The organism is Marinobacter shunpengi, from assembly GCF_045449715.1.
Taxonomy (GTDB): Bacteria; Pseudomonadota; Gammaproteobacteria; order Pseudomonadales; family Oleiphilaceae; genus Marinobacter.
Window position 1 is genome coordinate 157,107 of the sequence record NZ_JBJJLA010000021.1, and the last position, 21,029, is coordinate 178,135.

General features: G+C 63.5%; 11 protein-coding genes. 9 read left to right on the forward strand and 2 right to left on the reverse strand.

Annotation, left to right across the window (positions count from 1 at the left end; translation table 11 throughout):
• The first annotated feature begins 146 nt into the window (after positions 1 to 146).
• From recC to ACJO3T_RS15455, 6 genes are all read left to right on the forward strand, one after another.
• Positions 147 to 3,737 (forward strand): exodeoxyribonuclease V subunit gamma, encoded by a 3,591-nt coding sequence (recC, locus tag ACJO3T_RS15430; RefSeq protein WP_406979042.1) that lies wholly within the window; start codon positions 147 to 149, stop codon positions 3,735 to 3,737.
• Positions 3,734 to 7,429 carry an exodeoxyribonuclease V subunit beta gene (gene recB / locus ACJO3T_RS15435; RefSeq protein WP_406979043.1) on the forward strand — a complete coding sequence of 1,232 codons (3,696 nt, stop codon included), beginning with the start codon at positions 3,734 to 3,736 and terminating at the stop codon, positions 7,427 to 7,429. Before recC ends, recB begins: the two co-directional genes overlap by 4 nt.
• Positions 7,426 to 9,684: an exodeoxyribonuclease V subunit alpha gene (recD, locus tag ACJO3T_RS15440; protein WP_406979045.1), complete on the forward strand. Its 2,259-nt coding sequence runs from the start codon at positions 7,426 to 7,428 to the stop codon at positions 9,682 to 9,684. Before recB ends, recD begins: the two co-directional genes overlap by 4 nt.
• Before the next feature lie 129 nt (positions 9,685 to 9,813).
• Positions 9,814 to 10,062 (forward strand): helix-turn-helix domain-containing protein, encoded by a 249-nt coding sequence (locus ACJO3T_RS15445; RefSeq protein ID WP_406965556.1) that lies wholly within the window; start codon positions 9,814 to 9,816, stop codon positions 10,060 to 10,062.
• Positions 10,063 to 10,065: 3 nt separating this feature from the next.
• Positions 10,066 to 11,367, forward strand: coding sequence for a type II toxin-antitoxin system HipA family toxin (locus ACJO3T_RS15450; protein WP_406965555.1), 1,302 nt, complete (start codon positions 10,066 to 10,068; stop codon positions 11,365 to 11,367).
• 225 nt (positions 11,368 to 11,592) lie between these two features.
• Positions 11,593 to 12,480: an SDR family NAD(P)-dependent oxidoreductase gene (locus ACJO3T_RS15455; protein WP_406965553.1), complete on the forward strand. Its 888-nt coding sequence runs from the start codon at positions 11,593 to 11,595 to the stop codon at positions 12,478 to 12,480.
• Between the two features lie 58 nt (positions 12,481 to 12,538).
• Here the strand turns inward: ACJO3T_RS15455 and ACJO3T_RS15460 are convergent, their stop codons facing one another.
• Positions 12,539 to 13,978, reverse strand: coding sequence for a TrkH family potassium uptake protein (locus ACJO3T_RS15460; RefSeq protein ID WP_406965552.1), 1,440 nt, complete (start codon positions 13,976 to 13,978; stop codon positions 12,539 to 12,541).
• Positions 13,979 to 13,987: 9 nt separating this feature from the next.
• Entirely contained in the window at positions 13,988 to 14,608 is a 621-nt protein-coding gene (locus ACJO3T_RS15465) for a TetR/AcrR family transcriptional regulator (RefSeq protein WP_406965550.1), read from the reverse strand.
• A 133-nt stretch (positions 14,609 to 14,741) separates the two neighbouring features.
• Here ACJO3T_RS15465 and ACJO3T_RS15470 point away from each other — a divergent pair, with 133 nt between their 5' ends.
• The 3 genes from ACJO3T_RS15470 (at position 14,742) to ACJO3T_RS15480 (ending at position 21,018) form a co-directional block, all read left to right on the forward strand.
• On the forward strand, positions 14,742 to 17,960 hold the full coding sequence (locus ACJO3T_RS15470; protein WP_406979046.1) for a bifunctional cytochrome P450/NADPH--P450 reductase: 3,219 nt from the start codon (positions 14,742 to 14,744) through the stop codon (positions 17,958 to 17,960).
• A gap of 348 nt (positions 17,961 to 18,308) precedes the next feature.
• Positions 18,309 to 19,754, forward strand: coding sequence for a YfcC family protein (locus ACJO3T_RS15475; RefSeq protein WP_406965548.1), 1,446 nt, complete (start codon positions 18,309 to 18,311; stop codon positions 19,752 to 19,754).
• Positions 19,755 to 19,788: 34 nt separating this feature from the next.
• Positions 19,789 to 21,018, forward strand: coding sequence for an arginine deiminase (locus ACJO3T_RS15480; protein ID WP_406979047.1), 1,230 nt, complete (start codon positions 19,789 to 19,791; stop codon positions 21,016 to 21,018).
• Positions 21,019 to 21,029: the final 11 nt, after the last annotated feature.

Consider the following 21,029-nt stretch of genomic DNA (forward strand, 5'->3'; position numbering starts at 1 on the left):
AAACTGACTACTTAGTAATCAATTGTAGACCGCCAGGACAGATTTCGCCCGTCACCCAATAGCCGGGTCGATCGCCGGATCGGTTTTCCGGGGTCAGTTGCGGTAACCTGTACAGGATCAAACGACGTACCCGAACCGGGAGCAAGATGACCCAGACCGCCCACCTACAGCCCGGCTTCCACGCCATCCACGCCAACCACCTGGAGGACCTGCGCCGGGCGGTGGTGTACCTGTGCCGTCAGACCCCGGTGCCACCCCTGGACAGCGAGACCTTCCTGGTGCAGAGCAACGGCATCGCGCAATGGCTGAAGCTGGCCCTGGCGGAGAAGCGTTCCGACGACGGCGTTGACGGTGGGCTGGGTATTGCCGCCGGCATGGACTTCCTGTTCCCGGCCCGCTTTATCTGGCAGGCCTACCGGGCCGTGCTGCCGGACGGCGAAGTGCCGGAGCAGTCCCCCTTCGACAAGCGGCGGCTGGTATGGCGGCTGTACCGTCTGCTGCCGGAGTTGGTGCCCACGGACGAGGTGTTCGCCCCCCTGGCCCGTTTCCTGGAAGGCACCGACCCGGACCTGCGGGCCTTCCAACTGGCGGAGAAGGTGGCCGACCTGTTCGATCAGTACCAGGTATTCCGGGCCGACTGGCTCAGTGCCTGGGAGCAGGGCCACGAGGTGATGATCACTGCCCGGGGCGAGGAAAAGCTTCTGGATGCCGAAACCCTCTGGCAGCCCAGGCTGTGGAGGGCGCTGGTGGCGGATGTGGGTGAGCTGTCCCAGACCAGCCGTTCACGCATCCACACCCGGTTCATGGAAGAAGGCGAGCGCCTGCAACGCCCCGCCAACCCCGGGCGGCTGCCTCAACGCATCGTGGTGTTCGGGGTGTCGTCCCTGCCCCGGCAGGCGCTGGAGGCCCTGCATGTACTGAGCCGGTTCTGCCAGGTGGTGCTGTGCGTCCATAACCCCAGCCAGTTCTACTGGGCCGATATCATCAGCGACCGGGACCTGCTCAACGCCCAGCGCCGCCGGGGTCGTGAACACCCCACCCTGATGAAGGTCGCCGACCCGGAACAACTGCACCAGCACGCCAACCCGCTGCTGGCTGCCTGGGGCAAACAGGGCCGCGACTATATAAGGCTGCTGGACGAATTCGATAATCCGGACGAATACCAGCACCGGTTCCAGACTCCGGACCAGAAGATCGACATCTTCTCCGAGCACGGTGATCCGGAGCTGCGCCGCCTGCTGCACCAGTTGCAGAATGACATCTACCAGCTGACGCCCCTGCAGGAAATCCGCGAACAACAGCGAACCGTGGACCCGGCTATCGACCACTCCCTAGCCTTCCACGATGCCCACAGCCCCCAGCGGGAAGTGGAGATCCTCCACGACCAGTTGCTGGCCGCCTTCAACGCGGACGACACCCTGCGGCCCCGGGACGTGATCGTGATGGTACCGGATATCAACGTCTATGCACCCCATATCCAGGCGGTCTTCAGCCGCTACCAGGCGGGTAGCACCCGCTATATCCCCTTCACCATTTCCGACCAGGGTCAGCGCCACCACGAACCGGTGCTGATCGCCCTGGAAACCCTGATGGGCCTGCCCCGCAGCCGCTTTGCGGTGAGCGAGATCATCAGCCTGCTTGAAGTGCCGGGCATCCGCCAGCGCTTCAACATTGGCGAGGACGACATCCCCCTGGCCCGGCGCTGGGTGGAAGGCGCCAATATCCGCTGGGGTCTGAACCGCCAGCAGCGGGAGACCCTGGAACTGCCCGGCGACCTGGCCCGCAACACCTGGCAGTCGGGCCTGCGGGCCATGCTGCTGGGCTATGGCATGGGGGACGACGAGCCCTGGGCCGGGGTCGAACCCTATGCCGAAATCGGCGGCCTGCAGGCCAGCCTGGCGGGCCGGCTGTCGGATTTTGTCTCCCGGCTCGAAAACCTGTGGAACGCCCTGCAACAGCCCCGCACACCCACCGGGTGGGAAGCCCTGTTCTCGGATATGCTGGAGCAGTTCTTCAAGGACCTGGAAGGCCACGACCTGCTGTTGCTGAACCGTTTTCGCCGGCACCTGGAGCAGTGGCTGGAGGATGCCCTGGCCGCCGGCCTGCAGGACACCCCGCTGCCCCTGAACATCGTCAGGGATGTGCTGCTGGACGGGCTGGATGAGGGCGGTCTGAACCAGCGCTTCCTGGCGGGCAAGGTCAACTTCGCCACCCTGATGCCAATGCGGGCCATTCCCTTCCGCAAGGTGTGCCTGCTGGGCATGAACGATGGTGACTATCCCCGTTCCCGGCCACCGGTGGACTTCGACCTGATGGCCAACGACTATCGGCCGGGGGACCGCTCACGGCGGGAGGACGACCGCTACCTTTTCCTGGAGGCACTGCTCTCCGCCCGGGAGCAGCTCTACATCAGTTGGGTGGGACGCAGTATCAAGGACGACTCGGAACGACCGCCCTCGGTACTGGTCAGCCAGTTGCAGGACCATCTCGACAGCCTGTGGCAGGTGGCCGGTCACCCGGACCAGCACGTCACCCGCGCCCTCACCACCGAACACCCGTTGCAGCCGTTCAGCCGGGCCTATTTCCCCCAGGCCAACGGCCTGCAACCGGAGCCGGACAGCCTGCCGCGCCCCCTGGAGGACATCCTGCGGGAACGACACCTGTTCACCTATGAGCAGGAGTGGCGCAGTGCCCATGGCAGCCGCCCGGACGAGTCTGAACAGGCCGCCCTGCCCTGGCAGCCGCCGGAGGAACCCATCACCTTCGCGGAGCTGGCCGCGTTCCTCAAACGCCCCATCGAGACCTTCTTCCAGCGACGGCTACAGGTGCGCTTTGAAGGGGTGGAGGAAGACGACACGGATAACGAGAATTTCGACCTCAACGGCCTGGACCGCTGGCGCCTGGACAACGAACTGATTGGCGAGGCAGTACTCAAGGCCGATGGCGACGATGAACTGCAGGACCGTATCCACACCACCCTGGACCGCATGGCCCGCCGGGGCGACCTGGGCATGGGCCTGACCGAGCATCGGTTGCGCTCGGATTTATCCGAACGTCTGCCGGACCTGCACGGCCGCTATCGACAGGCACTGGGTGAGTGGCCGGAAGCACTGGCGGAGCCCGTCACCTTCCAGCATACCGCTACCGGCGACCTGGGTTCCGTGGAGCTTCTGGACCTGATCGACGGCCTGCGAACCGGCCCCGATGGTGGTTTCTGCCGGCTGGTGGTGTCCCGTTCCAGCCTGCTGTCCGGCTCCGGCAGCACCCGCAAGGTGCGCTATGCCAACCTGATGACCGACTGGGTGATCCACCTGGCCGGCCAGCTCACCGACACACCATTCACCACCCTGATCCTGGGCAAGGAAGAGAAGCGAAATATCACCTTCGCGCCCCTGCCAGCGGAGCAGGCCCGTAAGCATCTGGACAACATACTCACCGGCTGGATGCAGGCCACCACCCGGACCCTGCCCCTGCACTGCGAGGCCGCCTTTGCCTGGATCTACAGTTTCTATCAAAGCAAGAAGTACCGGGCAGACCACGACAAGGCCATCGAGGATGCCCTCGCGGCCTATGACATCGCCCTGCAACGGGACACCGGCTACCTGCGCAGCGCCTTTGAAACACCGGAACAACTGGTGAGCGAGGCCTTCGAAGGCTGGCTGCACCAGATCTACCTGCCGCTGTGGGAAGCGGAGCAGGACAAGGCCGCTGCGGAACAGATCGGGGGAGAAGCATGAGCCAGCACAGCACCACCCTCAACCCGCTGTCCCTGCCTCTCAACGGCAGCACCCTGATCGAGGCCAGTGCCGGTACCGGCAAGACCTTCACCATTGCCATCCTCTACGTGAGGCTGGTGCTGGGCCATGGCCAGCCAGCAGACGGACCACTCAGCCAGGGCATCGACCCGCCCAACCTGCTGGTGGTCACCTTCACCGAGGCCGCCACCAAGGAGCTGCGGGACCGTATCCGCGCCCGCCTGACCCAGGCGGCGGAGGTGTTCTCGGACGCGGCGGACGACACCAATCCACCACCGGAAACCGCCCTGATCTACCAGTTGCGGGACGAGAGCTACCCGGACCCGGCCACCTGGCCCGCCTGTCGCAAGCGCCTGTTGCTGGCGGCGGAATGGATGGACGAGGCCGCCGTGTCCACCATCCACGGCTGGTGCCACCGCATGCTCAGCGAGCACGCCTTCGACAGTGGCAGCCTGTTCCGCCTGACCCTGGAAACCGACCAGACCGAGCTGCTGGACGAGGTGGTGCGGGACTACTGGCGCACCTTTGCCTACCCGCTGCCGCCCGCACAGATGGAGGAAATCCTCGGCCACTGGAAAACCCCGGAGGACCTGCGCAAGTCCGTCCGCAACCTGCTCAACGACAGTCACCGGCTGCACTCACCGGGAACCGACATCCAGGGCGCCATTGAATACGCGGTTAAAAAACGCCGTGAACGCTCCGATGACCTCAAGGTCCGGCCCTGGTCGCAGTGGAAAGACGAGGTGATTGCCCTGCTGGAAGGCCTGGGCAAGCGTCTCCATGGCAGCAGCCGCAAATCCATGGTCACCGCCTGGGACACCCTGCTGGCCTGGGTAGACTCGGACGACCTGCTGCCGGAAGGGCTGGACAAGGCCGGCCTGAAGAACCAGACCCCGGAAGGCCTGGCGGAAAAAGTGAAAGGCGACGGCCCACTGCCCGAACATCCGGCCTTTGACGCCATTACCGAACTGATGGCCTTCAGCGCCGACCTGCCCAGCGCCCGGGCGGATATCCTGCGCCACGCCAGCCACTGGGTCAGCCAGCGCCTGGAATCGGAAAAACAGAAACGTTCGGAAATGGGTTTCGACGACCTGCTGACCCGGCTGGACGACGCCCTTCAAGGCCCCCGGGGCCCGCAATTGGCTGCCACCATCCGCCGTCAGTTCCCGGCGGCGCTGATTGACGAATTCCAGGACACAGACCCGGTGCAGTACCGTATCTTCGATCGCATCTATCAGGTCGCCGACAACGATGCCGACACCTGCCTGCTGATGATCGGCGACCCCAAGCAGGCCATCTATGGCTTCCGGGGCGCGGACATCTACACCTACCTGGAGGCCCGCCGGGGCGTGCAGGACCGTACCTTCACACTGGGCCGCAACTTCCGCTCGTCGCAAGCCATGGTGAAGGCAGTCAACCGCGTGTTCCAGTACGGCGACCAGCATGCCCGGGACGGCGCCTTCCTGTTCGGCAAGGGGGACACCACCCCGCTGCCCTTCCAGCCGGTGCAGGCCAATGGCACCAAACGCGCCTGGACGGTCAGCGGCGAGGCCCGGCCCAGCCTGAGTTTCTGGACCCTGGAAAGCGAGGACGACAACGGCAAGCACCCGGCCAAGGGCACGGCGACGGACCGGGTGGCGGACACCTGCGCCAGCGAGGTCGCCCGCCTGCTCACCCTGGGTCAGGCGGGACAGGCCGGCTTTGCCGCCAACGACAACCCCGCGGACCTGGACCCCGTGCGCCCCGGCGATATCGCCATCCTGGTCAACAACCGTAACGAGGCCGCCGCCGTTCGCGATGCCCTGCGCCAGCGGCGTGTCCGCAGCGTCTACCTGTCGGACCGTGACTCGGTGCTCACCTCCCCGGAAGCCCAGGAAATCCTGTGCTGGCTGCGAGCCTTCGCCGAGCCCCGGCAACTGGCCCTGGCCCGGGCTGCCCTGGCAACGCCCACCCTGGGATTGCCGTGGCACAAACTGGACCAGTTGCTCACCGACGAAATCGCCCTGGAGCGGGAAATCGAGCGTTTCATGGGCTACCAGCAGCAATGGCAGAGCCAGGGCGTTCTGCCCACCCTGCGCCGTTTCCTGATGGACTTCCAGGTGCCGGGCCGGCTGCTACAACGCCCGGATGGTGAGCGTCGGCTCACTGACATCCTCCACATTGCCGAACTGCTACAACAGGACAGCTTGCAACTGGACGGCGAACACGCCCTGGTGCACCACTACACCCAGATCCTGCGGGCTGCCGACACCGAGGACGAGCACCGTACCCTGCGCCTGGAGAGCGACGCCGGACTGGTGAAGGTGATCACCGTGCACAAGTCCAAGGGCCTGGAATACCCGCTGGTGTTCCTGCCCTTTGGCACCGCGTTCCGTGCCGAGGACCAGAAGCAGGCCTTCGTTCGCTACCACGATGACAATGGCCAGCTAATCACCGTGTTCGACCCGGAACCGGACGACGTCAACCGGGCCGACCGGGAACGCCTCGGGGAGGACATCCGCAAACTCTACGTGGCCCTGACCCGGGCCCGCCACGCCACCTGGGTGGGCGCCACCGCCCTGTCCGACTGGCACCTGAGCGGCCTGGGCTACCTGCTGGATGCGCAGGGCGAGGCCAGCGGCGAACTGGGCCCGCGCCTGCACACCCTGGCGGAAGACCATCCGGAAATCACCGTCACGCCCCTGCCGCAGGCGGAGGAAACCCACTACACCGAGGAATCCCCGGAAACCCTCGGCCCGGCCCTGGTCTCCACCCGCGAGGCCCGGGAGGACTGGTGGATTGCCAGTTACTCCTCCATCGAATACGGCGGCCTGAGCGGCACCGGCATCCCCTTTGTGGACGAGGTGGAAGACGCCGAAGCCCAGAACCTGCTGGAGGAGAGCCGCCAGCCAGCGGAAGAAACCAGTACGCCACCGACAGCCCTCAACCAGCATCACTTCCCGAAGGGGGCCGGCCCCGGCACCTTCCTCCACGAACTGCTGGAATGGTGTACCGCCCAAGGCATGGCTGAACTTGCCGCCGACCCGGCGCTGCTGCGGGATCAACTCGCCCGACGCTGCCGCACCCGGGGCTGGAGCGAGTGGGTCGAACCCCTGGAGCAGTGGCTGCTGGCCATTATCCGCCAGCCGCTGCCCCTGGACCGGGACGGCCGGGAAAACGCCAGCCTGGCCGACCTCGCCAGCCTGCGCCCGGAGCTGGAATTCTGGTTCGAGAGCCGCAACGTCAGCACCCGACGGCTGGACGCCCAGGTGACCCGCCACACCCTCAACGGCGCTGACCGACCGGCGGTGGACGACCAGCCGTTCAACGGCATGGTGAAGGGCTTTATCGACCTGGTGTTCGAACACAACGGCCGCTATTACGTGCTGGACTACAAGTCCAACACCCTGGGGGAGGACGACAGCGCCTACACCCGCCAGGCCATGGGGGAAGTCATCCTGGAGAAACGCTACGACCTGCAGTACGTGCTCTACCTGCTGGCCCTGCACCGGTTGCTGAAGGCCCGGCTGCCGGACTACGACTACGACACCCATATCGGCGGTGCCGTGTACCTGTTCCTACGGGGCATCGAGGCACCCTCCGCCGGGGTGTTCGCCGACAAGCCACCCCGGGCACTGATCGACTCCCTGGACGCCCTGTTCGATGGCGATGCGGACAAGGGGGAAGCGGCATGAGTCGGAAGCGCAACCACGACCAGCAGTTCTCCCTGGATCTGGACGAAACCACGGAAGCCACCGTTCGGGAGCAGGCCGAGACCACCAAAGACGCTATCCAGGAAACTACGCCTCCCATGGATGTCACAACCCCCTTCGCCAACCTGGACGCCATGGAACACCTGCTGGCCAATTGGCAGGCGCAGGACTGGATACGCCCCCTGGACCGGGAGTTCGCCCACCTGATCCGCACCCTGAGCGAGGAACAGGGGGAACACCCCCAACCGCTACTGATCCTGCTGGCGGCCCTGGTGTCCCATCAGGTCGGCCGGGGCCACGTCTGCATTGATCTCGGCACACTGCTGGACGATGCCAGCCAGACCCTGTCACTGCCACCGGAAGAATCCGTCAGCAGGGGTACCGGGGACGAACTGCCAGCACTGCCAAAGCCAGATCAGTTGCTGGCCCGGATCACCCTGGACGAATGCCACCAGGCGCTGGCCTTATCCGGCGCCGCCAGCCAGGGCGACCAGCCCACGCCGCTGGTGCTGGATGGCAACCGCCTCTATCTGCGCCGTTTCTGGCGCTACGAACAGCGTATTGCCGACGGCATCCGGCAGCGGCTGGAGCAACCCTCAGCGCTGGCGGACCCCGCCTCCCCGGAGACCCAGACCCTGCGCACTACCCTGGACACCCTGTTCCCGGCCCGGGATGACGTGGATTACCAGAAGCTGGCCTGCGCCCTGGCCGCCCGTAACCGCTTTGCCGTGATCACCGGCGGCCCCGGCACCGGCAAGACCACCACCGTGGTCAACCTGCTGGCGGCATTGCAGGCGGTGGCCGGCACCTCGCCGCAACGCCAGGGCCGTAAATATCGCATCCGCCTGGCCGCCCCCACCGGCAAGGCCGCGGCCCGGCTCAACGAATCCATCGGCGGTGCCGCCAGCCGGCTGCCACTGGCAAAACTGCCCGGCCAGGTCGGCCAGGACGACATCCCCACCCGGGTCACCACCCTGCACCGGCTGCTGGGCAGCCGCCCGGACTCCCGCCGGTTCCGCCATAACCGGGACAACCCGCTGCTGGTGGATATCCTGGTGATCGACGAGGCCTCCATGGTGGACGTGGACCTGATGGCATCGGTGATCGACGCCCTGCCTGCCAGCGCCCACCTGATCCTGCTGGGGGATCGGGACCAGCTCGCCTCGGTGGACGCCGGCGCGGTGCTCGGGGAACTGTGCCAGCGCGCCGGACCGGCCCATTACACAGCCGCGACTACGGACTGGCTGACAGCCGTCACCGGCATGCAGGTGACGGAATCTTTACGGGATGAGAACGGCAGCGCTATGGACCAGGCCGTGGCCATGCTGCGCAAGAGCTACCGGTTCCACGAAGACAGCGGCATCCGCAAGCTGGCGGATGCGGTGAACGGCAACGCCCTGGATGACGCCCTGCTGGCGAAAGCGCGCAGTGGCGGGTTCGAGGATGTGGCCATACTGCCCGCCGGCCCGGCGCCCGAGGATACCCAACGCCTGATCTGCCACCATGCCATGACCGGCTCCCCCGCTGCCTTCCACGATCGGGGTGAAGGGCGCTCGATGAACGGTAGAACGCTGCCACCGCCCACCGGCTACCAGCACTACCTGACTCGCATGCGGGACCATGGCCTGGATGCCGCCAGTTCCCGCGAGGACTGGGACGACCTGGCCCGGCAGGTACTGGCAGATTTTGCCGATTTCCAGGTGCTTTGCGCCCTGCGCAAGGGCCCCTGGGGCGTGGAAGGTCTGAACGACCGCATTGCCCACCAGTTGTTAAGCGAAAAACTGATCCCCCGGGCCGAAGGCTGGTACGCCGGGCGACCGGTACTGGTCACCGGCAATGACTACAACCTGGGCCTGATGAACGGCGACATCGGCATCACCTTCAGCCTGCCCTGGGACGAGGACGACCACAGCCAGCCCCGGCACACCCTGCGGGTGGCCTTCCCCACCAGCGACGGCAGCAACGATATCCGCTGGATCTCTCCCAGCCGGCTGCAGCAACTGGAAACCGTGTACGCCATGACGGTGCACAAGTCCCAGGGTTCGGAGTTCACCCACACCTGCCTGATCCTGCCGGACCGCCTCAGCCCGGTGCTGACCCGGGAGCTGGTCTACACCGGCATCACCCGGGCACGGCACTGGTTCAGCCTGATCGCCGGGGATGAAGTGGTGCTGAAGGAGAGCGTGGCGCAGCGGGTAGTGCGGGCGTCCGGGCTGGCGGAGCGGTTGTGGGAGTGAGCAGTCCAGGTCGGCCCTATGTTTCCCCCCCTACAGGGGATAGAATCGAACTTACCCTCCACAGAGGATAAACTTTACTTTACCCCCTGCAGGGGATAACCTTATCTTTATCCGCTATAGGGGGTAAACATGAAGATTACATCGCCGGACCTGCTGGCCCAGGTCCTGAAGAATGCCAGAATAGACCATCAACTCAGTCAGCAATCCGTGGCCGAGCTGGTTGGCATCAAACAGAACACCGTATCCAGTTTCGAGAATCATCCGGAGAAGAGCAGGGTAGAGACCCTGTTCCGATTGCTGTCTGCCCTCAACCTCGAATTGAGTATTACCGAGCGTAACAAGTCGCCCCAGGGCACCGGCTGGGAACAGGAGTGGTAGCGAATGTCGAGTCTCACCGTTGCCATGAACGGCATGGAGGTTGGCCGCCTGACGCTGGAAAGGTCTGGCGCCATGACCTTTCAATATCATCCGGATTGGGTGGAGCAGCCCGGCGCCCGGGCTATTTCCCTGTCATTGCCGTTATCTTCCAAACCGTATAAGGGCGAGCGGGTATACAACTTTTTCGACAATCTGTTGCCGGATTCCGAAGCCATTCGGGCCCGTATGCAGGCTCGGTTCCAGACGCCCACTAGCCATCCTTTCGACCTGCTGGCCAGCGTTGGTCGTGACTGCATTGGCGCGATCCAGCTCTATCCCGAAAACCAGGCAGTGCCTGACGTGAGAACTGTATCAGCCGAGCCGGTGAATGACCTGGAGATTGAGTATCTACTGGGGAGCTATCAGGCCGCACCTCTGGGAATGGAGAGGGACCACGATTTCCGCATCTCCCTGGCCGGTGCCCAGGAAAAAACAGCGCTGCTGTGGCACAACGAGCAGTGGCACCGCCCTACCGGCAGTACGCCAACCAGCCATATCTTCAAGTTGCCCATCGGCTACCTGGAACACAGTAATATCGACCTGCGGGAAAGCAGTGAGAACGAGTGGCTATGCCTCCAGTTACTCGCCGCCTTCGGTTTACCGACAGCCAGGGCCAACCTGGCACAGTTTGGCCGGCAGACCGTCCTGATCGTGGATCGCTTTGACCGACGGTGGTCTGCCGACGGTTCATGGTTGGTACGTTTGCCGCAGGAGGACTTTTGTCAGGCCCTTGGCATTGCACCAGCGCTCAAGTATGAAAGCGAAGGCGGCCCGGGGATTCGTGACGGCATGGAACTCCTGTTGGGCTCCCAGCAAGCCGGCGATGACCGGGCGCATTTTTTCAAGACCCAGATCCTGTTCTGGCTACTGGCGGCTATCGATGGCCACGCCAAGAACTTCAGCCTGTTTATCGAACCCGGTTCAGCCTATCGCATGACGCCCCTCTACGACGTAATCTCCGCCTATCCGTTAATGGCCCAAGGCAGTCTGCCGGCCAACAGGGCCAAAATGGCCATGTCCCTCAAAGGAAAAAGCCGCCATTACCATTGGGCTCGTATCCAGCCGCGGCATTTCCTGAGCACGGCCCAACAGGTGGGCTTTTCCCGGGCACGGGCGACCTCGCTGATCCAGGAGGTCATCGAGCAGTCGGAACCGGCTATTCAGGCCGTTGAAAGCCGGTTATCGGTTGGCTTTCCCTCGGCGATCAGCCATAGCATCCTTGAGGGCATTCGCCGACAGGTCGCCTTGCTCGCCGAAACCACTTAATGATTGTCGCAGGCACCTGCCGGGCATCATCCTGATCTCAGATAGAGCGCTTGCCGTCGCCCTGCCAACTCCCCCTTTCCAGGCAATATGGCGTCGAGCTGTGGAACGGCACCAGTTTGTTCCCATGCGGCTGTGATCACCGGATAGGGCAGCAGACAAACTTCCTCTGTATACTCTCTCTTCTCTCGGAAACCCGAAAAACACAACATTGCAGGAGACTCCGATATGACCATCCAACTAACCGACCAGGTAGCCATCGTCACCGGTGCCGGCGGTGGCCTGGGCCGCTGTCATGCCCTTGCCCTGGCGGCCCGTGGCGCCAAAGTTGTCGTCAATGACCTGGGCGCCGAGCCCGCGGAAGCCGTGGCCGAGGAAATCCGTGGCGCTGGCGGCGAGGCCATCAGCCACGCCTGTTCCGTGTCGGACTTTGCGGCGGTGGAAAGCATGGTCAGCAAGGTAATGGACCAGTGGGGCCGGATCGACATTCTGGTGAACAACGCAGGTATCCTGCGGGACAAGACCTTTGCCAAGATGGAACTGGACGACTTCTCCACCGTACTGGACGTGCACCTGATGGGGTCCGTCAATTGCACCAAGGCAGTGTGGGAAATCATGCGCAACCAGCAGTATGGTCGCATCGTGATGACCACCTCGTCCTCCGGCCTGTTCGGTAACTTTGGCCAGTCCAACTACGGTGCCGCCAAGCTGGCGCTGGTGGGCTTCATGCAGACGCTGGCCCTGGAAGGCCAGAAGTACAATATCCGCGTAAACTCCCTGGCACCCACCGCCGCCACCCAGATGACCGAAGGCCTGATGCCCCAGGAAGTGCTGGACAAGCTGAAGCCGGAAACCGTGTCCCCGGGGGTAGTCTTCCTGTGCTCCGAGGATGCGCCGACCCGCACCATCCTGGCTGCCGGCGCCGGTTCCTTTGAAACCGCTCACATCACCCTGACCAAGGGTGTCTACATCGGCGATGGCGAGGATGCGGCAGACCAGATCGCCGCCCGTTTTGCCGAGATTTCCGACCGCACCGGCGACCAGGTGCCCGGCATGGGCGGTGCCCAGGGCCAGCAGGAAATCACCAATCTGATGGAAGCCCACAACAAGGGCTGATCCTGCCAGTGGCCATCGTCGCTCCAGGGCGGCGGTGGCCCCGTTCCAATCGACCCGCCTATCCCCGCCAGAAGTGGGGCGAGAACATCACGAACACCGACAGCAGTTCCAGACGCCCCAGCAGCATGGCGGCCATCAGCACCCACTTGGCGGCATCCGGCAGGGTCTGGAAATTCCCCGACGGGCCGATGACCGTGCCCAGCCCGGGCCCCACATTCGCCAGTGCCGTGGCCGCGCCGGTCAGGCTGGTCACCAGATCCAGGCCCAGCAGGGCCAGTATCGCCGCCACCACCGCCAGGGTCGCCAGGAAGATGAACGAAAAGGCGACGCTGGACGACACGATCTCATTGCTGATCAAACGTCCGTTGTAGTGCCGGGCAATCACCGCGTTGGGGTGCAACAGTCGTATGACCTGCTCCCGCAGCAGCAACATGGACAACTGGAAGCGGAACATCTTCATGCCCCCGCTGGTGGACCCGGAACAGCCCCCGACGAAGGTCAGGAAGAAGAAGATCACCACCACGAAGGGCCCCCAAAGGGAATAGTCCTGGGACGCATACCCGGTGGTGGTGACCACCGAGGTGACGTTGAACAGGGCATGCACAAAGGCGTCCACGGGAAAGGCGTTCTCGTTGTAGACCCGGTACAGGGTGATCACCAGTGCCACGCCCACCAGCACCTTGAGGAAGAAACGAACCTGCTGGTCCCGGAATAACGGCTGGGCGTGTCCGTTCAGCAACCGCACGAAGAGGAAGAAGGGCACCGCGCCCAGCATCATGAAAATCGATGAGGCGAACAGTATCGACAACTGGTCGTACTGCCCCATGGAGCTGTCCGAGGTGGAGTAGCCCCCGGTGGATACGGTGGTCAGGGCATGGTTGACGGCGTTGAAAAAATCCATCCCCAGTACCCAGTAAACCAGCGCACAGGCCAGGGTCAGCATCAGGTAGCTGAACACCAGCCCCTTCGCCAGCCGCCCGGTGCGGGGCACGGCCTTCTCGGTCCACTCGGAGGACTCGGTGGCAAACAGTCGCATGCCCCCGATCCTCAGGAACGGCAGTATCGCCACGGCCATGCCAATGATGCCGATGCCCCCCATCCACTGCATGATCGACCGCCACAGCAGGATGTCCGCCGGCAGGGTATCCAGCCCGGTGAGCACCGTTGAGCCGGTGGTGGTGACGCCGGAAATGCTCTCAAAGAAAGCGTCGGTGATCGACAGTTTCATGTCACTCAGCAACAGCGGCAGACTGGAGAACAGGGGGATCACCACCCACGCAGAGACCGTCAGGAAGAACATCTGCCGCTGCTTCAGATGGTGCGAGCGTGTCCCGGTCGTGAGAAAACACGCCAGGCCGACACCAAAGGTCAGCGACGCGGATTTCACGAACGCCAGCCAGTCTGGCGTTTCCGCCAGGGCCAGCAGGTTGACGGGCAGGGTCATCAGGAAGCTGAGCAGGATTAACAGGAACCCCAGTATCTGGACCACGGGTAACATGATTTTCCGTCAGTCCTCCTTGGGGTGCCTGCGACTCACCAGGTATTCGATACCCGCGAGCATCATCTCGATACTGAACTCTGCGTCCGCGTCCGTCGTGCCATGGGATGGATGGCTCTCGGTTTCCGGCTCGCCATAGAGTGGCCGCAGCCGCAAACCATTGGCCGACACATTGGCCATGCCGATGCCGTAAGTATACAGCGCGCTGGTGGCCCCTGGCATATCCGAATCGGCAACCCCTGCCTTCTGCAGCGCGCGCCGGATGTAATGGAAGATTTCCCGCTCCCGCTCGGTGCCATAGGAGCTGGTGATCATGGCGGGAAAGATGCCCGGGTATCGCCGTGCCAGGTGGTGAAAGCCCTTGCCCAGTTGCCGCAGCGCCTCCTTCCAGTCCGCCGGCATGGGATCCGGCAGCGGCAGCTCTTCCTGCACGGTCTGGAACACCCCCTGCAGCAACGCCTGCTTGTTTTCCACGTGATGGTAGATGGACATGGCGTCCACCCCCAGCGCCCCGGCCAGCTTGCGCATGCTCAGGTCGTCCACGCCGTTTTCCTCAATCAGCCCCAGTGCGGTGCGGTAGATACGCTCCGGACTGAGGGGCTGACGTCTGACCAGTGCCTGTCGTGCCATTGACTGTCCTGTGATGGATCACTGAGTGCCGGGTATAAGCCGCCAATAATGCCCTGAAAAGCGACCATTGACCAACCTTACAGTGTAGGGTAGCGTTTTATCCACCCTGCACTGTAAGGCAATAACAACGATCATGAGCGACCACAGCGGCACCCCCGACACCATCACTCCGGCGAGCGGACTCCAGCCACTGCCCCACCCGCCGCGATGGCCCCTGGTGGGCAACCTGCTGCAGATCCCCAAGTCCCGCATGGCCCAGTACTTTCTGGAGGTGTCGCGGGACTTTGACGGCATCTTCGAGATGGACTTCGCGGGAGTTCGCATTCCTTTCGCCTTCTCGGCGGATCTGGTGGAGGAATTGTGCGACGAAACCCGGTTCCGCAAGGTCATCCGCCCGCCCCTGTCACTGCTTCGCGATGTGGTCGGCGATGGCCTGTTCACCGCAAAAAGTGACGAGGCGCCCTGGGGCAAGGCCCATCGCATCCTGATGCCCGCCTTCAGCCAGCGGGCCATGAAGGGCTATTTCGATGCCATGGCCGACGTGGCAGGCCAGTTGTGCGACTACTGGGCAGCTCACGAAGGGGAAGATCTGCTGGTGGCGGACGACATGACCCGGCTGACCCTGGACACCATCTCCCTGGCCGGGTTCGACTACCGTTTCAATTCCTTCGAGTCCCGGGAACTGCACCCCTTCCTGGGGGCCATGGTGCGGGTGCTGGCGGCCAACATGGCCAAGCTTACCCAGATCCCCGTCCTGGAACGCCTGCGCAAGGACCCGCCGGACTACCTGGCAGACATCGACACCATGAACAACCTGGTGGACGAGGTGATCCGCCAGCGCCGGGAAAACCCCACCGACAGCAACGACCTGCTTAACCTGATGCTGACCGCCGAAGACCCGGAGACCGGCGAACGCCTGGACGACCTCAACATCCGCCAACAGGTGCTGACCTTCCTGGTGGCGGGCCACGAGACCACCAGCGGTCTGCTCAGCTTCACCCTCTACTTCCTGCTGCGCAATCCCCATGTACTGGCCCAGGCCTACGCGGAAGTGGACCGGGTGCTGCCCGGCGACACCGTGCCGGACTACCGCAACCTGGCAAAGCTGGACGTGATCGAACGGGTGCTCAAGGAAACCCTGCGCCTATGGCCCACTGCCCCGGCGTTCCTGGTGGCGCCATACCAGGATGAAATTATCGGTGGCCGCTACCGCATCCCCCGCAACCAGGGCATCTCCGTGCACCTGCCGTCGCTGCACCGGGATCCGAAGGTGTGGAGCAATCCGGACGTGTTCGATATCGACCGTTTCCTGCCGGAGAACGAGGCCAGGATCCATCCCCACGGCTACAAGCCATTCGGCAATGGCGAGCGGGCCTGTATCGGTCGCCAGTTCGCCCTCACTGAGGCCAAGTTGGCGGTGGCCATGATCCTGCAACGCTTCGCCCTGAGCGATCCCCACGACTACCGCCTGGACATCAAGGAAACCCTGACCCTCAAGCCGGATAACTTCTACCTGCGGGTGCGTCGACGCAAACCCTATGAGCGGTTGGTCACCACTCCGGTCGCCGACAGTAGCGATAAACGGACAGAGCCCGAAACCAGCGGCGTCCAGGGCCAGGGGAAAGTTTTCACCGTAGCCTGGGGCACCAGCCTGGGCACGGCCCGGGATATTGCCGAGGAACTGGCCAGCCGCGCCTCCAGCCTGGACTTCGACACCCGCTGCGTTCCCCTGGATGACCTGGCCAACGACCTGCCGGACACCGGCATCCTGGTGGTGGTGACCGCCACCTACAACGGCTACGCGCCAGACAGCGCCAGGGCCTTCGAAGCCCTGCTGGACGAACAGGGTCTTGATAACATCGAGCGCCCCGGCCTGCGCTTTGCCGTGCTTGGCTGCGGCAACTCCCAATGGGTGAACTACCAGGCCTTCCCCCAACGCATGGACGAAGCCCTGGCGGACACCGGCGCGGAGCGTCTGCTGGAGCGGGGCGCCGCCGATGGCAATGGCGATTTCGAAGGCGCGGTGGAAGACTGGCTCAGCGACTTCTGGCAGACCCTGGGAGAGACCAGTGGCAACAGCCCCGCCATCAAACCGCCCCTGCGGATGGTGGATCACCAGGCCACACGCACACAGGTCCTGCCGGCCAGTGCCCGCCCCCTGACGGTGCGACGTAACCGGGAACTGGTCACGGACGCCAGTGATCTTCCGGATTTCACCGGTAGCCGCTCCCATGCCTCCACCCGGGAGATCACCCTGGCCCTGCCCGAGGGCACGCACTACCGGACCGGCGACCACCTGGCGATCTACCCGGCCAACCACGACCCCCTGATCCAGCGGGCCTGCAACCTGCTGGGAGCACACCCAACGGACCTGGTCACCATCGACAGCAACGGCGCCCCCGCCCACCTGCCCGCTGGTGCCACCCTGAGTGTTGGCCAGCTACTGCGCCACTTCCTGGAGCTACAGGAACCCGCCAGCCGCCGCGACCTGCGCGCACTGGCGGAACACAGCCCCTGCCCCCATACCCGCCGGACCCTGGAGGAACTGGCCGACGACAGCGACCAGTATCACCGGGACATACTGGAACCCAGGCTGTCAGTGCTGGACCTGCTGGAACGCCATCCCGCCATCCAGCTACCGCTGGAGATCCACGCGGCCCTGTGCCCACCCCTGCGGCCCAGGTTCTACTCCATATCATCCAGCCCCCTGGCCCATCCGGACGAGGTCATCCTGACCGTGGGCACCGTACAGGCCCCGGCCTGGTCCGGTCTCGGGGAATACCGGGGCGTGGCCACCAACTACCTGCGGGCACTGGAAGAGGGGGACCAGGTACTGGCCTACGTGCGGACACCCTCACCCGCCTTTGCGCCCCCGGCCGACCCGCAGCAGCCGATGATCCTGATAGGGGCCGGCACCGGCATCGCCCCCTTCCGGGGCTTCCTGGAAGAGCGAGCACAACAGGCGGCCAAGGACCAGACAGTGGCCACCAGCCTGCTGTTCCACGGCTGCCGGCACCCGGACCATGACCTGCTCTATGCGGACGAACTGGCAAACTGGCAACAGCAGGGCATCGTCACCCTGCTCACCGCCTGCTCCGCCCGGGCAGGCCACCCACACCGATACGTGCAGGACGCCCTGTGGCAGGCCCGGGGCCAGATCTGGCAACAACTGGAAGCCGGCACCCCGATCTACGTCTGCGGCGACGGCAGCCGCATGGCCCCGGCAGTGCGGGACTGCCTGATCCGCATCTGCGAAGACCAGCGCGGATGCTCCCGGGAGGAAGCCTCCCAATGGCTACAGACCCTGATGCAGGAGGGCCGGTACCACCAGGATATCTTTGGGAGCCATTAGTAAGCATCCGGAAGTGCCCGGGGCCGTGGCTTCCATCGGTATGAAAAAGGCAGACCTTTTGCGCTGACCAACAACCTGACCTGTTTGCCTGCCGAATTGTTGTCAGTCACCGGCCCCACTCTGTAACCAGCGTTTTCGGCGAACAATGTTACCAACGCTTCGCGACTTCGAAATCGCCGCGAAGCTCTGTGTTAACAAAGGGGACGTTGGTAGGTTAACGGTGGACTCTACGGTGCCCCGGATATTTTAGTCGGTTTGATATTTGTCAGTTCCCCCGCTCTTGAGGGGAGCTACACTTGCGATGCGTGAAGATCGCATCAGCGAGCTACTATGGACAGGAGAAGCTCCATGACTGACGAAAAGCCCTCCTCATCGAACCCCGAAGACGATCTGGCAACACGATTCCCCACGGCGTATACCATTTTATTTCTGCTCATCATTCTGGTTGCAGCACTCACCTGGATTATTCCCGCAGGGCAGTACGAGCGTTCCATGAATGAAGAGGTCGGGCGTGAAGTAGCAGTGCCTGGTACCTATCAGACCGTCGAGCCCAACCCCCAGGGATTTGTAGACGTAATGCTGGCGCCCACGGCAGGCTTCTATGACCCCGACAGCTATGTGGCCAACGCCATTGATGTGGCCCTTTTTGTGCTGTTCCTTGGTGGCTTCCTGGGCGTGATGAACGCCACCGGCTCGATCGACACGGGCATTCGTAGCGCCATGCACCGGCTTGAAGGGCGTGAGATATGGATGATCCCGATACTGATGACCCTGTTCGCGCTGGGCGGCACGACTTACGGCATGGCAGAGGAAACCCTGGCGTTCTACGCCATTCTCATTCCGGTCATCATTTCGGCGGGTTACGACGTCGTGACCGCGGTCGCCATCATTCTGGTGGGTGCCGGTATCGGGGTGATGGGTTCCACCATCAATCCGTTTGCAACGGTTATTGCCGCGAATGCCGCCGATATTCCATTTACTGACGGCATTGTGTTGAGATTTGTACTTCTTATCGGGGGGCTCGTCATTTGTGCCGCCTACGTGATGCGCTATGCCCAGCGGGTCAAGGCGGATCCGTCCCGCTCGGTGGTCGCGAAGCAGAGAGATGCCCATCGCAGGCTCTTCCTCCAGGGCCATGATGAGCTGGAGAACTTTGACCTCACAGGCACCCAGAAAATTGCCCTGATCATCTTTGCCCTTACCTTCATCGTGATGATCTGGGGCGTATCGTCCCAGGGCTGGTGGATGGCCCAGATGGGCTCGCTCTTCTTTGGGGCCGCCATCGTGATTGGCCTTATAGCCCGGCTGGGCGAGAAAAAGCTGACCGGCAGCTTTGTTGACGGTGCCCGTGACCTGCTCGGTGTCGCCCTGGTGGTGGGCCTGGCCCGGGGCATTGTGGTGATTATGGAGCAAGGCATGATTGCCGACTCCATCCTGTACAGTGCCGAAACCACCCTGGGTGGATTATCGGAACTGGCATTTATTAACCTGATCTTCTGGATTGAAGTGGGCATGAGTTTCTTTGTGCCGTCCTCATCCGGCCTGGCTGTGCTGTCCATGCCAATCCTTGCCCCACTGGCGGACTTTACCAATGTGGGGCGGGATCTGGTGGTCACCGCTTACCAGTCCGCCAACGGGCTGGTGAACCTGATCAACCCCACCTTCGCCGTTGTAGTTGGCGGCCTTGCCATCGGTCGAGTCTCCTATGACCGCTGGCTGGTGTTTATCTGGCCGCTGTTGCTGATCCTGACAGTGTTCATCACGGTGGTGATCAGTATCGGCGCGTTTCTGTAACCCATTTGAAACCCAAGGCAAAGGAGTATGCAACATGGCTGAGTACACACTTGGTGTTCACTCCGAAACCGGCACCCTGAGGCAGGTGATTGTCTGCCGCCCCGGGCTGGCCCACCGGAGGCTGACCCCGTCCAATTGCGATGCACTACTGTTTGACGATGTGTTCTGGGTCAAGCAGGCCCAGAAAGACCACGACGTATTCGCCGAGCTGATGCGTGCCCGGGGTGTGGAGGTGCTGGATGTCAACGAACTGCTGGCCGACACCCTGGACATCCCCGAGGCACGGGCCTGGATTCTGGACAACCGCATTACCTGGAACCATATCGGCGTGGGCATGGTCTCCGACCTTCGCGCCTGGATGGACGAGCTTCCAAGCGAGCCCCTCGCCCAGTTCCTGATCGGCGGCCTGGAAGTGGGCGACCTGCCGTTCGACCCGTACGGCCTGTTTGGAAACCACCTGGGACCCCACGGATTCGTGCTGCCGCCGCTGCCGAATTTCCTGTTCACCCGGGACAACAGCGCCTGGATCTATGGTGGTGTCACCCTGAACCCCATGTACTGGGCCGCACGCAAACCGGAAACACTGCTAACGAGCGCAATCTACCAGTTCCACCCGGCGTTCGCCGGCAAGGTCAATGTGCATTGGGGTGACCCCCTCAAAGACCATGCCCTGGCAACCCTGGAAGGGGGTGACATTATGCCGGTAGGTAATGGGGCCGTGCTTGTTGGAATGGGGGAACGATCATCACCACAGGCGATCGGCCAACTGGCCAAAACCCTCTTTGCCGACGGTGTCGCCGACCGGGTGATTGCCTGCCAGATCCCCAAGACCCGTTCCGCCATGCACCTGGATACCGTGTTTACCTTCTGTGGTGGCAATGTGGTGACCACCTTCAAGGAGGTAGCCGACCAGATGGTGTGCTACGACCTTCGCCCCGGCAGTGACGGCAAGCACCTCTCATTCCACCAGGACCCCCGGCCGCTGTTTGATGTGGTTGCGGAGGTACTGGGTTACCCCTCACTGGAGGTGGTTGCCACCGGCGGCGACACCCCCGCCGAGCGGGAACGGGAGCAGTGGAACGATGGCAATAACGTACTGGCCCTGAGCCCGGGCGTGGTTATTGGTTACGACCGCAATGACGACACCAACGCCGCCCTGGAAGCCGCCGGCATCGAAGTACTTGCCATTCCCGGCGCAGAACTGGGCCGTGGTCGGGGCGGTGGACGCTGTATGAGTTGCCCGACCATACGAGACGCCGTTTAACAAGGAAGGAG

Bases quoted from the DNA above. Each gene is read 5' to 3' on its own strand.
- ACJO3T_RS15465 (WP_406965550.1), bottom strand. From the start codon at position 14,608: ATGGCACGACAGGCACTGGTCAGACGTCAGCCCCTCAGTCCGGAGCGT.
- recD (WP_406979045.1), top strand. From the start codon at position 7,426: ATGAGTCGGAAGCGCAACCACGACCAGCAGTTCTCCCTGGATCTGGAC.
- ACJO3T_RS15455 (WP_406965553.1), top strand. From the start codon at position 11,593: ATGACCATCCAACTAACCGACCAGGTAGCCATCGTCACCGGTGCCGGC.
- ACJO3T_RS15480 (WP_406979047.1), top strand. From the start codon at position 19,789: ATGGCTGAGTACACACTTGGTGTTCACTCCGAAACCGGCACCCTGAGG.
- ACJO3T_RS15450 (WP_406965555.1), top strand. From the start codon at position 10,066: ATGTCGAGTCTCACCGTTGCCATGAACGGCATGGAGGTTGGCCGCCTG.
- ACJO3T_RS15475 (WP_406965548.1), top strand. From the start codon at position 18,309: ATGACTGACGAAAAGCCCTCCTCATCGAACCCCGAAGACGATCTGGCA.
- recC (WP_406979042.1), top strand. From the start codon at position 147: ATGACCCAGACCGCCCACCTACAGCCCGGCTTCCACGCCATCCACGCC.
- ACJO3T_RS15470 (WP_406979046.1), top strand. From the start codon at position 14,742: ATGAGCGACCACAGCGGCACCCCCGACACCATCACTCCGGCGAGCGGA.
- recB (WP_406979043.1), top strand. From the start codon at position 3,734: ATGAGCCAGCACAGCACCACCCTCAACCCGCTGTCCCTGCCTCTCAAC.
- ACJO3T_RS15445 (WP_406965556.1), top strand. From the start codon at position 9,814: ATGAAGATTACATCGCCGGACCTGCTGGCCCAGGTCCTGAAGAATGCC.
- ACJO3T_RS15460 (WP_406965552.1), bottom strand. From the start codon at position 13,978: ATGTTACCCGTGGTCCAGATACTGGGGTTCCTGTTAATCCTGCTCAGC.